This window comes from Clostridium sp. UBA3061, from assembly GCF_002367465.1.
Taxonomy (GTDB): Bacteria; Bacillota; Clostridia; order Clostridiales; family Clostridiaceae; genus Clostridium_J; species Clostridium_J sulfidigenes.
Map to the genome: position 1 here is coordinate 62,858 of NZ_DFCF01000005.1, position 14,251 is coordinate 77,108.

At 28.9% G+C, this 14,251-nt stretch carries 12 protein-coding genes and 1 other annotated feature; of the genes, 2 read left to right on the plus strand and 10 right to left on the minus strand.

Going from position 1 to position 14,251, the window contains the following annotated elements:
- Positions 1 to 14 precede the first annotated feature (14 nt).
- Together B2P65_RS03395 and B2P65_RS03400 are read left to right on the plus strand one after the other, a co-directional pair.
- Entirely contained in the window at positions 15 to 1,130 is a 1,116-nt protein-coding gene (locus tag B2P65_RS03395) for an ABC transporter permease (RefSeq protein ID WP_346849134.1), read from the plus strand.
- Entirely contained in the window at positions 1,117 to 2,277 is a 1,161-nt protein-coding gene (locus B2P65_RS03400; RefSeq protein ID WP_346878280.1) for an ABC transporter permease, read from the plus strand. The genes B2P65_RS03395 and B2P65_RS03400 overlap by 14 nt, the downstream gene beginning before the upstream one ends.
- A 169-nt stretch (positions 2,278 to 2,446) precedes the next feature.
- On the opposite strand, the gene B2P65_RS03405 is transcribed toward B2P65_RS03400, so the two are convergent.
- The 10 genes from B2P65_RS03405 to B2P65_RS03450 all read right to left on the minus strand — a co-directional run bounded on the left by B2P65_RS03405 (position 2,447) and on the right by B2P65_RS03450 (position 14,246).
- Positions 2,447 to 3,259, minus strand: a complete 813-nt coding sequence (locus B2P65_RS03405) for an ABC transporter permease subunit (protein ID WP_346849136.1) — start codon at positions 3,257 to 3,259, stop codon at positions 2,447 to 2,449.
- 1 nt (position 3,260) lies between these two features.
- Positions 3,261 to 4,148, minus strand: a complete 888-nt coding sequence (locus tag B2P65_RS03410) for an ABC transporter ATP-binding protein (protein ID WP_346849137.1) — start codon at positions 4,146 to 4,148, stop codon at positions 3,261 to 3,263.
- 10 nt (positions 4,149 to 4,158) lie between these two features.
- Complete coding sequence (locus B2P65_RS03415; RefSeq protein WP_346849138.1) at positions 4,159 to 4,605, minus strand: hypothetical protein; 447 nt, start codon at positions 4,603 to 4,605, stop codon at positions 4,159 to 4,161.
- A 12-nt stretch (positions 4,606 to 4,617) separates the two neighbouring features.
- Positions 4,618 to 5,055: a LytTR family DNA-binding domain-containing protein gene (locus B2P65_RS03420; protein WP_346849139.1), complete on the minus strand. Its 438-nt coding sequence runs from the start codon at positions 5,053 to 5,055 to the stop codon at positions 4,618 to 4,620.
- Between the two features lie 273 nt (positions 5,056 to 5,328).
- A complete protein-coding gene (locus B2P65_RS03425; RefSeq protein WP_150845761.1) occupies positions 5,329 to 6,618 on the minus strand; it encodes a cation:dicarboxylate symporter family transporter in 1,290 nt (429 codons plus the stop codon).
- Positions 6,619 to 6,787: 169 nt separating this feature from the next.
- Positions 6,788 to 7,022: a binding site (T-box leader), on the minus strand.
- A 144-nt stretch (positions 7,023 to 7,166) separates the two neighbouring features.
- Positions 7,167 to 8,375, minus strand: a complete 1,209-nt coding sequence (locus B2P65_RS03430) for an AfsR/SARP family transcriptional regulator (protein WP_346849140.1) — start codon at positions 8,373 to 8,375, stop codon at positions 7,167 to 7,169.
- Positions 8,376 to 8,392: 17 nt separating this feature from the next.
- On the minus strand, positions 8,393 to 9,946 hold the full coding sequence (locus B2P65_RS03435; protein WP_346879596.1) for an amidohydrolase: 1,554 nt from the start codon (positions 9,944 to 9,946) through the stop codon (positions 8,393 to 8,395).
- A gap of 143 nt (positions 9,947 to 10,089) precedes the next feature.
- Positions 10,090 to 11,298 (minus strand): ArgE/DapE family deacylase, encoded by a 1,209-nt coding sequence (locus tag B2P65_RS03440; RefSeq protein WP_346879597.1) that lies wholly within the window; start codon positions 11,296 to 11,298, stop codon positions 10,090 to 10,092.
- A 16-nt stretch (positions 11,299 to 11,314) separates the two neighbouring features.
- On the minus strand, positions 11,315 to 12,751 hold the full coding sequence (gene nhaC, locus B2P65_RS03445) for a Na+/H+ antiporter NhaC (protein WP_035135290.1): 1,437 nt from the start codon (positions 12,749 to 12,751) through the stop codon (positions 11,315 to 11,317).
- A 331-nt stretch (positions 12,752 to 13,082) separates the two neighbouring features.
- Positions 13,083 to 14,246, minus strand: coding sequence for a GerMN domain-containing protein (locus B2P65_RS03450; protein WP_346879598.1), 1,164 nt, complete (start codon positions 14,244 to 14,246; stop codon positions 13,083 to 13,085).
- Positions 14,247 to 14,251 lie beyond the last annotated feature (5 nt).

Here is a 14,251-nt window from a genome sequence, read left to right on the forward strand (position 1 = left end):
AGGAGGAATATAGAATGTTTTGGCATATTTTTAAGTATCAACTTAAATGTCGTTTTAGAGATAAATTAAGTGTCTTTTGGACCTTATTATTTCCAATTGCATTAGCTACAATTTTCAATTTAGCCTTTTCAAATATACTCACCGGTGAAGAGTTTGAGAATGTTAATATTGCTCTTGTAAGTAATAGCAATATACCTGAAAGCTTTTCTACAGCTATGAAGGAAAGTGATTTATTTAATATAGAAAGTACTGATGAGAATAGTGCGAAAGAATTGCTTTCTAAAGGTAAAATTTCAGGGTATATAACTTTTGTAAATAATATTGAAATAACTGTTGCAAAGTCTGGTATTAACGAGTCCATAATAAAAACTTTTGTAGATAGTTATAGTCAAAAGTATTCCACCATATCAAATTTAGTATCCATAAACCCAAGTATTATGAATGAAGATTTTATGAATAATATTGCTCTTTATAATAACTACACTAAAGATAAAGAATTGAATAGTTCTACAAACGTTGTTGTAATTTATTTTTATACCCTTTTAGCTATGACTTGCATTCTAGGTTCAACCCCTGGTTGTACTGATGTTATAAACATCCAAGGAAATCAATCTCAAAGAGCAGCAAGAATTAATATAGCTCCTGTGAATAAAATAAAAACCTTTTTAGCTGCAATTAGTGCTACTTTATTATTTTATTTTTCAACAGTGCTAATAGTTATACTATATATTTCTCAAGTTTTAAAAATAGACTTTGGTAACTCCATAGGTTATGTAATTTTACTTTGCTTTGTAGGCTGTTTTAATGGAATAACTTTGGGTGCCATGGTAAGTTCTTTAATTAATAAAAAAGCTAGCGTAAAGGAAGGCATTTTACTGGCATTTACAATGGTATGCTCTTTTTTGTCTGGAATGATGGCAGTTCAGATTAAATACTTCATTCAAGATAAATTTCCTATCTTATCCTATATAAATCCTGTTAACTTAATTACTGACGGATTTTATTCATTATACTATTATAGTACCTATGATAGATATTTTCTTAATCTTGGTCTTCTATCCTTGTATGGAGTTATATTCTCAATAGTTACTTATCTAGTTTTAAGGAGGCAAAAGTATGCAAGTATTTAAACAGTATTTTAGAATAGTAAAAAAAAGTGCCCTTTCCTCTTTATTGCTTTATATGGCTATATTTATATTTATGACAATTATTTTTAGTAATGTTGGGAATTCTACAGATTCAACCTCTTTTGAAACTGAAAAATGTAAAGTAGCAGTTTTAAATAATGATAATTCTCCTCTTTCAAATAATTTAGAAGCATACATTGAAGAAAATTCTAAATTGGTAAAAATTAAAACTACCGATGAAGGAATAAGAGATGCATTATTTTTTAGAGAAGCAGAAATTGTAATCACCATCCCTAAAGGATTTGAAGATAGTTTTCTTAAAGATAATTCCTATACTTTAGAAACTCAAAGTATACCTAACTCTTCCAGTAGTATTTTTATAAAATCAATGATAAATAATTATCTTAACACAACCAAAGTTTACATTGATAATACTAAGAACTTAGACTTTGAAAAAATAAGTGATCTAGTAAATAAAGATTTATCTATAGATACAGAAGTTACTTTAGCAAAGGATAATAAAGAAGATACTAAAAGTAGCGTTACCTATTACTTTAACTATTTAGCTTATCCTATGCTATGTATGTTAATACTTGGAATATCTATAGTATCAAATATTTTCAATTCTCCAGATTTAAAAAGGAGAAATTTATGCTCACCTATTAATTCCTATAACTTCAACATGCAGATATTTTTAGGAGATATGGTTTTAGCATTATCTACTTGGACTATATTCATGGCACTAGCAATAGTAATGTATCCTAAAGACATGTTTTCTTTTAGTGGAGTGTTACATGGTATAAACTCTCTAATATTTACAATAACTTGTTTATGCCTTAGCTTCTTAATTAGCAATATATCCACTAAAAATTCCATAGGGCCAATTTCTAACCTTGTGTCTTTAGGTTGTTGCTTCTTAGGAGGTGCCTTTGTTCCTCAGCAACTTCTCAGCGAAACAGTAAAAAGTACTGCTATATTTAATCCAGTATATTGGTTTATAAATGTAAATGATAAACTTAATGCCCTATCAACATTTAATATGGATACTCTCACTCCACTCCTATTTGAAATGTTAATAATGTTAGCTTTTTCAGTAGCTTTCTTAGGAGTAGGATTAGTTATCATGAAACAAAGAAGAACTAAATATTAAATGAAAATAAATACCTAGCTCTTTAATTAAAGTGCTAGGTATTTATTTATATAAGTTTATCCGATGACTACCAGCTCTAATACTCCCATCTTTCTTCAAAGTGGGTGCGAAGATCTGCTACGTCCCTGGATAACGATTTCTAAAGCTTCGAAGAAGCTAAGAACTCTGTTTAGGCTAAATCCTTTTTATTATAAATAGCATAAGTAGTTACAATAGATATGGCAATTATTCCTAATCCTAAAAGTACATATTTCACTTCAAACCCATTCTTTAGCAGCTTAGCTGGAACTACATAATCAAAGGGTGATAAATATAAAAATCCTTCTAGTTCATCTTTCATCTTCCCTATAATTCCAAATATATAAGTTGTAAAGAATACTCCTAGTGCAATAGATGTCCCTTGTTTGCTAGATTTTATTATAACCGATAATAAAAATCCTATGGCCATAAATATATATCCGAGAAAAGCCATTCCTATAAATAAAGTTTTTATATCCATTAATAGTGTCATAGTCTCAACCTCTTCTGGCTTTACAGCCATAGAAATTCCCATAGTTACAACTCCAACTATAACAATAAATAAGTAAAATATAATTGCTGAGGAAATTAATTTTGAAGTTACTATTTTATTTCTCGTAATTGGCTTTGAATATAAAAACTCAATGGTACCTTCACTTTCTTCTTTTACTAAAGCAGTTATTCCAAGAATTATTCCATATATTCCAGCTGCCATAGATATATATTGAATTGCATAGGCTAAATAATCTGAAATGTTTCCAAAATCTACAGCATCTTCAAGATTAAAAGCCTCTAATAGTGCAGGTGGCAAAGCATCTAGTTTTGTAGCAACAATTTCTTGCATTCCACTATCCTTCATGCTAGGAAATAATGCCATAAACATTATTACTAGTCCTACACATACTACAGACCAAATAATAGCAGATTTTAATAGTCTTCTAAATTCAAACTTGAATATATTCATCCTACTTCTCCCCTTCCCTCTTATAATAATCCATAAATGTATCCTCTAAAGTATGCTCACCTATAAGTAACTTCTCAACATTAAACTTAGCAATTTCTTTAATTAATTCATCAATATCTCCTATAAAACTAAAAGTTATTTCACCTTTATTATTTTCTATAACCTCTCCCTTACACTCTTCAACCTTCTTATTATCTATCCCCTCAGCTTTTAAGGTAATTTTTACTCCCGTTTTTCTGGCAAGCTTATCTATTTCAATTACATCAATAATCTTTCCATCTTTTATTACTGCAACTCTATCACATAGATTTTCAACTTCAACTAAATTATGAGAAGATAAGAATATTGTAGTTCCCTTAGCTCTTTGTTTTTCTAGTATATTGAAAAGTTTTTTTTGTATAAGTGGATCTAGTCCATTAGTAGGTTCATCAAGAATTAAGAGCTTAGGATTATGAATAAGTGCTTGTACTATAGCTACCTTTTTCTTGTTTCCAAGACTCAATTCACTCATTTTTTTCTCTAACTCTACCTCTAGTTCTTTACATAGTTCATCAGTATCTTCTTTATTAGTATTTTCGTAAAAACTCTCAGCATATCTTATAATATCTTTAACCTTTGATTCATCATAAAACTTTACTTCACTAGGTACATATCCAATATACTTTTTTATTTCACTACTTTCTTTAACTATATCCTTTCCAAGAATTGTTCCATACCCAGAAGTCGGAAAATTAAAATTTAAAAGAGTTCTAATAGTAGTAGATTTTCCTGCTCCATTTGGACCTACAAATCCAAAAATTTCTCCTTCTTTAACCTGCAAGTTCACATCTACTATTCCTCGATTTTTTCCATAACTCTTTGTTAATTTGTTAGTTTCAATTATATTCATTACTATCCCCCTATTTATCATCAAATTTTGAACTTTTATACAGTTTCAATTTTTCATTAAATCTTTCTCCTGAAACCTTATTGTATAATGCAATAGACCCAGTAAAGGAAATAAAACATACAGTAAATATACTTAATGCAATAGTAAAATTATTACCACTACTTAAGTCAAACCAATTAAAGATCATAGCTAATATATAACCTATAAAAACAAGCAGCAAATAATGAACAATTATCTTAATCCAAGTCTTTACCTTCATAAATATATTAGATGCATATATAACATATTGGAGAAGAGTTAAAATTATAGATATAAATATCATCTGCCATATTAAACTTAGCTGAATACTTTTTTCTCCTAAAAAAGGAGCAATAAGAGTATAAATAACAACCTGAGATGTAAAGAACATACATGTTATTATCTTTATTTCTAATGTGTTCTTAAAAAATTCTTTCATACAATACTCCTCCTATAAATCTAACTTATTTTTTAAGATAGGTACATACTGTCTTGAAACTACTAATTTTTCATCATTATCTAGAAGTATCTCTATTCGTCCTCCAAACATAGGGACTATATTTCTTACCTTTCGCAGATTTATAATAGTAGATTTAGAACCTCTAAAAAAATCTGTATTTTTAAGTCTTTCTTCTAATTCATAGAGTCTTAAATGTGTCTGTAAAACCTCCTTATCCATATAAATAAAGGTTTTCTTATCAACTGACTCAAAGTAAAATATCTCATTTGTATCTAGAATAAATATCTTTCCATCCTTATTCCCTGTTATTTTTTCTTCTAAGGCTTTAAGTTTAGATATAATTCTTGTCACATTTTCATCTATTGTTTTACAGTTAATTACTATTTCTACATCTTCAATATCTTCAACTTCATTTATTATAATCTTCATTTAACGCCTTCCTTTCTATTCAAATTCTTTAACCAGTTAAAAAATTCAAATTATCTATAATCTATAATTTAAGTATATTCTTTAAAATTTATTAAGACAATCATATCCTTCTAAGCTGCATAAATCCTATGCTAAGTTGCATATAAAAAACTTCATCCTAAAGCTAATTATCTTTAGGATGAAGTTATTTTGAATTTATTATTATTTGTTTTCAGAATTTAGTTTAACTCACTGTTAAAATGTGTTTAAATATTATAATGATATATTCGTTTACTATTTGTTCTTTTTGGCAACTTTTCTCTTTTCTGTTTCATCTACTACTAAAGCTGCCACTGCAGAGCCTGTAACATTAGTTGCTGTTCTCATCATATCAATTATAGAATCAACGGCAATTATCATTGCCATACCTTCTATAGGTAATCCTAATGTTGCTAATACTACTGTTGTAGACATAGTTGCTGAACCTGGAACTCCTGCAATACCTATTGAAGATACTATAGTAGTTAATACTATTAAAGCATATGAGTAAATTGTCATATCCACATTAAATACATTAGCAACAAATATAGCTACTATAGCTGGATACAATCCTCCACAAGCATTCATTCCTATAGTCGATCCAAGAGGTGCTACAAAGCTAGCTATATTTTCAGAAACTCCAGCTCCTTCAACTAAAGATTTTATAGTTACTGGTAGTGTTCCATAGCTACTTTGACTTGTAAAAGCCATTGTTTGAGCTGGAAAGATTCCCTTGAAGAATTTTAAAGGATTTTTCTTCGCTACAAAAGCAATAAGTGGAGTATAAACCACTATAAACTGAAGTATAGCTGCTATATAAACTGCCGCAATAACCCATATTAAGGATTTAATAGTTTCTAATCCATTGCTTGCTACAGCCTTTGCAATTAAAGCAAAAACTCCATAAGGTATAAATTTTAATACTATTTGAGTTATTCTTGATACTATAGTATGAGCTGATAACACAAAATCTTTAAAAGGTTTAGCTTTAGTTGGATTTATATTATCTTCTGTAACTAAAGCTATAGCTACAAATAGTGAGAATATAACTATGGGAATTATTCTATTATCTACTATAGCTGCTATTGGATTTGATGGTAGCATGTCCACTAGCACTTGAGTAAATGTAGGTATTTCCCTAGCTACAAAGTCTTCTGCTCCCGGAAAAGTTAATCCTTGTCCTAAGTTAAATACCTTAGCTACGACAATTCCTATAGCTGCTGCTATTCCTGTAGTTCCTAATAAAATTCCTAGTGTTTTAATTCCTATAGACTTTAATGTATCTAAATTCTTTAGTCTAACTATACTTGTAATTAGTGAAACCATAACTAAAGGTACAACTATCATTTTAATTAAGGACATATATCCTTTTCCAACTATATCTAAAAATAAAATGTTTTCTTTAAATATCGCTCCTAAAATAACTCCTAAAGCAAGTGCTGTTAATGTAGTATAAGTAAATTTATTAGTCTTTTCTTCAACTGCATATATGGTAAACACTGCTAGTAATGATAGTATTACTGCTAATATTAAATTTATATTCATTTTAAAATCTCCTTTTATTTTTAATTTTGTTTAGTAATTTTGAATTTACTTATAAGCATTTTAGTAGAGCTTCCTTATTTCATTTGTTCTTTGCTGGCCAGCAAAATTCTATAAGCTACTAATTTTCCACGTAAACTTATAGAACAAAAAACCTTCTGCCCCTGTAATATACAGAGGCAGAAGGTATACTTCCGCGGTTCCACTCTTATTAGATATAAAAATATCCATCTCATTTTAGGTACTACATACCCTAACTCTGTAATGGGAGTTCCCATAAAAACCTACTTGCTTCGGCTTTTCTGCTCCAAGGGGCACTTCACTAATACTTATTATAGGTTATCTCAGCAAATTAACCCTCTCTGTAATAACTTATACTAATTACTTTCCCTTTTCGTTGCATTTGTAAATTCATATTTAACTGTTATCATAGTATCCTATTTTAATTTAATAGTCAACACCTTTTATTCATGAAATTTTTTCCTATAGATTTAAATATATCTGATAATACTCATTTTATTCTTCTTGTTAAAGTCTTATTTTGACTCTATCTATAATATAATTTTGTTACCATCTACTAAGATTTTTATTTTACATTCCGGGTTTTTTAAACTAAATAATTTAAGTATATTGTGCGATATATCATCAATATTACTGACATTTTTAATATGAATTTCTAAAGGATAAACTTTCTCAATATATAAAAGTAAACTTTCGAAAGAAAAATAAATTCTATTCTCTTCGTTATAATGGTTTAAGTTATCTTCAATTCTTAGATTTTTATTTATTAACAAAACTTTTGGCTGTATTCTTAACAGGTCCTTTAGAATAAACTCATCTAAATCCATTAACTGCTCAATTGAATACCTCTGCATAATTTTTTCCACTATACATGCTATACCAAAATATTTAATCTCATTTATAGGATAACACTGTACAATTATACTAGTCTTTTTAACATTATTCACATTAACTTTATCTACCCTATAAAAATTTATTTTTGTATTTTCACTATTACAAATAATACTTTTGTAATAGCTTATAACTTCTTCACTAGGACGTATATTTAACTCTTCTCTTAAAATATACTCACATTTCTTATATTCCTTTAAAGCAGCTTGTATATCATTAATTTGCATATATAAATTCATTAACTCCAAATAAATATCTTCTCTATAGGGATTAATTTTTAGTACTTCATTTAATACTATAATAGATTCACTATACATACTATTTTCTGAATATAGCTTAGCTAATTTAAATAACAATGTGCTATAACACTCCTGATATTTTTCTCTCTCAAAGAAAATCCAATCATTAAAATCAGGACAATTCTTCAAATAAAATCCTTGAAGAAATTCACCATTATAAATATCTTTACATTTTTCTAAAGATAATATAGGATTTTCTTCATTTTCTAAATTTTCCATTACAAAATTTATTTGTAGAACATCTATATAATAATCAAATTCTGGATTTATCATGCAACTATCTTTTGAACTAATAAATAAATCACAATCCTCGCGATTAAATATTTTACGTAATACCCAAAGGCTATATCTTAGATTATATCTAGCATTTTCAATAGTTGCATTATTCCAAAAAAACGTACAAAGCCTATCTCTAGTAAATTTTTTACCTTTATTAGTACATAAAAAACAAAGCAATCCTATAGCCTTATTACTAAGCTTATCGGTTACACTTACACCATCTACTTTGATATCTACTTCACCTAAAACACATATATGAACTCTACTCAATATTTATCACCTACTAACTAATAAGTATCCTGTCTAAGTCGACATTCATATAGTATATTACCTTCTTTAATAGTTGCCACAACACCTATATCGTTAATTTCCTTAGAATCTATGCTAAGGGGATTTTTGTCTAATATAACTAAATCAGCATATTTTCCGACTTCTATAGATCCCTTTTTATCCTCTTCAAATACAGCATAGGCACTATTAATAGTAAAAATTTTTATAGCTTCTAACACAGTTATTCTCTCATTTTCATTAGGATGATTTACTGCAGAATAAATACCTAGTAATGGATTAATAGGAGTTACATCACTATCAGAGCCTCCACAAACTATAAGATTATTATGAATCATAGTTCTATATGGATTTGTCTTTCTAGTTCGTTCTTTTCCCAATCGCTTCTCATACATCTTCCCTTTTCCCCCCCAAAAATATTCATAGGTGGGTTGAACAGATGCAATCAATCCTAACTTTTTTGCACGATTAATATGCTCATTAGATGGAAGTTCAAAATGCTCTATTCGATGACGAAGATTTTTATTTGGATATATACTATTTGCAAATTCATGGGCAGAAATTATTTGCTCAATAGCTAATTCACCTATAGCATGGGTACCTAACTGAATATTATTTTCATAGCATTTCAATACAAATTCATTTAATTCTTCTTGAGTATAATATAATATACCTGATTTGGTAACATCATCCTCATATGGTTCACATAACGCTGCTGTTCTTGAACCAAAAGATCCATCTAAAAAAATACTTCCACCAATCCTATTTAATTTTTTCTCCATCACCTTATCCACATTAATAGTTTGATAAAATAATATGATATCTATTGGATAATCATCCTTTGTATCAAAAATAAACTCTGCATCCTTATCATGGAAAGTATATCCCCCCTCCATAGCATTAATTGTAGTTACACCTTTCGCAATAGCACTTTTTAAAGTATTATTTACTGCAGAAAATCGCGCTTTATTACTAATACTTTCCAATATCTGCTTTCTAACTAATGCATTCGCAGTATGGGTAAGGACACCAGTTGGAATATTAGCTTCATTCTTTACTACACCTTTAAGATTTAAAGGTATAGTAAATTTGTGTAATGCTAAGGAATTTAAAATACTAGTATGATACTCTTTTCTATTTATCCAAACTGGATGATCTGGAGAAACTTTATCAATTTCATATCTTGTTGGAAGTCTCTTCTCTTTAAGTTTAGTTTCATCTAGACCTGTTGCTCTAACTAAGGTATCCTTTGGTGCAGTATCACAATATTTCTTAATAAGCTTAAAAATTTCATCAAAACTTGTAGCATTGCTTAAATCAACACTGATAGAATTCAATCCCGTTTGAACAAGATGAACATGGCTATCATAAAATCCTGGAAGCACAGTCATTCCTTTTAAATCTATTAGCTCTGTGTTATTATCTGCTATATGTAAGTAATCTTCTTCAAATCCCATTTGTGTTATCATTTTATTTTTAATTGCAATCCACTGAAAGCATTGCATCTCTGAAAAAGTTATTATATTCCCATTATATAAAATTAAGTCAGCCATATTAACAACCTCGAATTTTCATTATATACCCCATTATAACACTTATAATTTTATTAATACATATTTAAAAGAGGCCGCTAAAATGTTTTAATAAAACTTTTAACGTTACCTCTCCTTAAAATCTTTTAACAATCTACAGAATTCTAATTACATAGAAGGTTACATAAATAATTGTAAATAGACAAAGCTGTTTCTGTTACAGTATCTATTATCACATATTCATTACTTGTATGATAGTTACCTCCATCAGGACCAAATATTATAGTTGGAACCTTTAATCTTGAACCTACATAATTAAAATCTCCTATACTTTTAAAATAGTCAATAGTGCACTTCTTCTTAGAAGCTTCCTCTACGCTTTCTATGAATTTTTCAACATATGAGTTATTTTCATCAATAGTATATGGAAGAAACCCCTTAGTCTCTTCATTGGGATGTTCTCTTAATGAATATTCAACCTTAGAACTAATACCAGCTCTTGCTACCGCATTAAATAATTCTTTCTTAACATAATCTTCATCCTCGCCATTAACTACATGTCTAAATACTGTAAAAGATGCTTCATCTGGTACACTACAAGCTTCATTTTTGCTATTGCATCCTAAAATACATATTGAACCCTTACCTAACTTTTCATCTTCAATAAGAGATGACTTTTCAAGCTCTATCATTAATTTTGCAGAATCGACTAATGCATTTATTCCTCTTTCAGGATTTGCTGCATGTGATGATTTTCCCTTTAAAGTTACAATATAATTGAATCCACCTCTTGCCCCTAAACAAACACATGGAAAAGGTTTCTTACAAAATCCACTACTAGGTTCTGTTACTATTGCCACATCAACATTATCTGTAATACCATCCCTTATAACTGCATCTGTACCTAATCCATATGGTCCTTCTTCATCAGAAACAATTGAATAAACAATTTCTCCACTAAAGTCATTATGAAGTGACTTGAAAGCTTCAAGGGCAAGCATTATAGCTACTACTCCGGATTTCATGTCTAAAGCTCCTAATCCATAAAGCTTTCCCTCTTTAATTACAGCTTTAAATGGATCTGTATCCCATCCATTACACTGATTTACAGTATCTATATGTCCATTGAAATAAACTTTAGGTCCATGTTTTTTCCCCTTAATAGTACCTATAACATTTAGTCCTTGAAATTGAGTAATTTTCTTTTCATTGTAGTGATGAAATTGTGGGCTTACGTTATGCTCTTCTAGCCAAGTATAAACAGTATCCATAATTTCCTTTTCATGAAAGTAAGGACTCGGAATATTAACAAGTGTTTTTAAAAGACACGTAACACTTTCTTTATTTATATAATCAATTGCTGTTCTTTTCATAAGTATATACCCCTAACTATACAGATTTATTTTCATAAGTACTTGAAGATTTTATATCGCCTTCTTTAAATACAAATTTATCAGTATATGCATATATAATTGTAATTAAAGGACAAAGTAATGCTAAAAATACATAAGGTATATATTCAATGGTAGAGACCCCTAAAACTCCTGAAAAATATACCCCGCATAATCCCCATGGAACCAATGGTGAAGTAACCGTTGCAGAATCTTCACAAGTTCTTGAACAAACTTGAGGAAGAATTTTAAGTTTTTTATAAGCAGGTACAAGCATTCTTCCTGGAATTATTAATGCTATATATTGACTTGCAGAGAATAAATTAACTGCAATAGATGAAATAACATGTGTAGTGATTAATCCTCCCTGTTTACTAACTAGCCCTGACATCTTTTCTAATAAAACACCTAAAACTTTAGTTTTTTCTAGTAGTCCACCAAAACTTATTCCAATAAATCCTAGTGATATTGTCCACATCATGCTTTGAAGTCCTCCTCGGCTTAGAAGTGCATCGATCTCTGCAATTCCCGTGCTAGATATGAATCCATCATTCATAAATCCAAGCATTTCTCCAATTCCAAACCCCTGAAATATCACAGCAAATATTAATCCCACAATAGATGCTATAACCATTACTGCAAGTCCAGAAACTTTTTTTACTGCTAAAATAACAACTATAATTGGTGGAATTAACATTAATGGATTTAATGTAAAGTTATCTTTCAATCCGTTAAGTATAATATTAATTTGTGAAGCATCTATAGCATCCGCTTTAAATTGAAATCCTATAAATGCATAAAGCACTAATGATATTATAAAAGCCGGTCCTGTAGTATAACACATAGATTTAATATGATCAAAAAGGTTAGCTTCTGCCACACCAGCTGCCAGATTTGTAGAATCTGACAATGGAGACATTTTATCACCAAAAATAGCTCCTGAAATTACTGCACCTGCTGTTAATGGTGCTGGAATTCCTAGTCCCATTCCTATTCCCATGAATGCAACTCCAAATGTAGCTCCTGTAGTGTAACTGCTTCCTGTTGAAACTGAAGCTATAGAACAAACTAATGCTGATGTAACTAGAAAGAATGATGGAGATATTATTTTTAACCCATAATATATAAGAGTTGGTATAGTTCCGGCTGCAATCCATGTAGCAATAAGAACTCCTACAAGCATAAGTATAAGCATTGGTACTAATGCAATATTACATCCATATACAATCCCATCTTCAATATCTTTCCATGTAAACCCAGATATTAATGCTACTACTGCAGCAACAGCTGTTACTATGATAAGTGTAATATGAGTAGCATAGTTTTGTTTAAAAACAAAAATTTGTAAAGCCATTGCAACACATAAGAAAAGAATTATAAATATTGCTGCTCCAAAGCTAGGCCGTTTTTCCTGAGAAATGTTATTCGTTTTCATTGTCTTTATATCCCCCTTAATTTATATAATAATTATCTTAATATCATCTTAACTTTTCTATGTTTATTCTACTGTTTTATATAATGTTTTATAATTTAATAAATTTTCTTAATTTATTAAATTCATTTTCTTTTTATAATAAATTATTGTATTTATGTGTCTATTGTTGGTTTTTCTGTTGTTATTATATTTTACATAAAATAAACAATTCCACCTAAAAGATACCATTTAGTAATCTTTTAATGAAATTGTTTATCTAATATACTACTTTTTAAATAGCTTTTATATCATTTTAATATTCAACACATTTTTTATAAAAATTTTTCCTAACTTATTCACATGTTACTTTAAAATATTCACCCTTAGCTTTTACTATATGACCTGAACTATAAGGCTTATTATCTATAGTGATATAAACTTTATTAACTCCGTAGTATTTTCCTATAGTATTTACAATGCTCTCTAAGATAGCACTTTCAAATCCTGAGCCTGCATTCATTTCTTTTACAAAATTACTGCTAAAATCTATATATACCATACCATCATCATTTAAATATAAACTATTTATAGTTACATTTTTCCCTAACAATCGGCCCTTGTTATTTCCTGGAAAGTTCTTAAATAATTTTTGAATGGTAATTTTAGTTATATCATTAGTGGAAAAAGTAAGATTCTTATCTTCATAATGAATTTTATAATTTTCATCTGGATAATAACATCTTATACTTTGATTTAATCTCATATTCTCTTCTATACTTTTTAAAGTTGAAGTAACTTTCATGGTTTTAATATCATAAATAGATTTGATTAACCCCTTGTTAACAGCGTAATACTGTAAATCAATTTGGCCATTTGTATTTTCTGTGGTAACTTCAAGAGCACTACAATCTCCATTGCCTATTGAAATCTTTACATCTACCTTTGAAATATATCTTTTACTTCCATCTGATAATTTCCATGTAGTACCTACCTCTAGTGGCTCCTTTAGTAATACTTCACTTACGTTATATGGTTTATTGGTGAAATTTTCTCTATAATAACACTCATTTCTTTCAAATATTTTTGCAATTTCTCCATTATTATTTTGTAAAACTGTGACCGTTTCTGTTCCTCCATTATTACTTCTTAGTTGAACCTTATTACCATTTATATAATCAACGTAGGTAACATATTCTGCATACTCTGAATTTGTACCAGTATAACTGTATTTTACATTTCCCTTAAATTTAAAATAGTCATCTATACTATAACTTGACTTATGGTTATTATTACTTTCTTCTGGTCTAGTAGTGCTATTCTCTTTAGTAGTTTCTTTAGAACCTGTATTTTTTTCTTCTTTTAAGGTATTATCAGTGTTGTTTGTTACAACATTATTATTATTATTTATATTAGTATCTACATGAATATTCTTATCTTCTTCACTATTTTTATTACCACAACCAGCAAGAAAAACTGCTACTGCAAAAATTATTACAGGAATCACTTTTCTTCTCACAACAA

What these genes read in the sequence shown, in the direction of transcription:
- B2P65_RS03395 (WP_346849134.1), top strand. Translation starts at nt 15, where the DNA reads ATGTTTTGGCATATTTTTAAGTATCAACTTAAATGTCGTTTTAGAGAT.
- B2P65_RS03400 (WP_346878280.1), top strand. Translation starts at nt 1,117, where the DNA reads ATGCAAGTATTTAAACAGTATTTTAGAATAGTAAAAAAAAGTGCCCTT.
- B2P65_RS03405 (WP_346849136.1), bottom strand. Translation starts at nt 3,259, where the DNA reads ATGAATATATTCAAGTTTGAATTTAGAAGACTATTAAAATCTGCTATT.
- B2P65_RS03410 (WP_346849137.1), bottom strand. Translation starts at nt 4,148, where the DNA reads ATGAATATAATTGAAACTAACAAATTAACAAAGAGTTATGGAAAAAAT.
- B2P65_RS03415 (WP_346849138.1), bottom strand. Translation starts at nt 4,605, where the DNA reads ATGAAAGAATTTTTTAAGAACACATTAGAAATAAAGATAATAACATGT.
- B2P65_RS03420 (WP_346849139.1), bottom strand. Translation starts at nt 5,055, where the DNA reads ATGAAGATTATAATAAATGAAGTTGAAGATATTGAAGATGTAGAAATA.
- B2P65_RS03425 (WP_150845761.1), bottom strand. Translation starts at nt 6,618, where the DNA reads ATGAATATAAATTTAATATTAGCAGTAATACTATCATTACTAGCAGTG.
- B2P65_RS03435 (WP_346879596.1), bottom strand. Translation starts at nt 9,946, where the DNA reads ATGGCTGACTTAATTTTATATAATGGGAATATAATAACTTTTTCAGAG.
- B2P65_RS03440 (WP_346879597.1), bottom strand. Translation starts at nt 11,298, where the DNA reads ATGAAAAGAACAGCAATTGATTATATAAATAAAGAAAGTGTTACGTGT.
- nhaC (WP_035135290.1), bottom strand. Translation starts at nt 12,751, where the DNA reads ATGAAAACGAATAACATTTCTCAGGAAAAACGGCCTAGCTTTGGAGCA.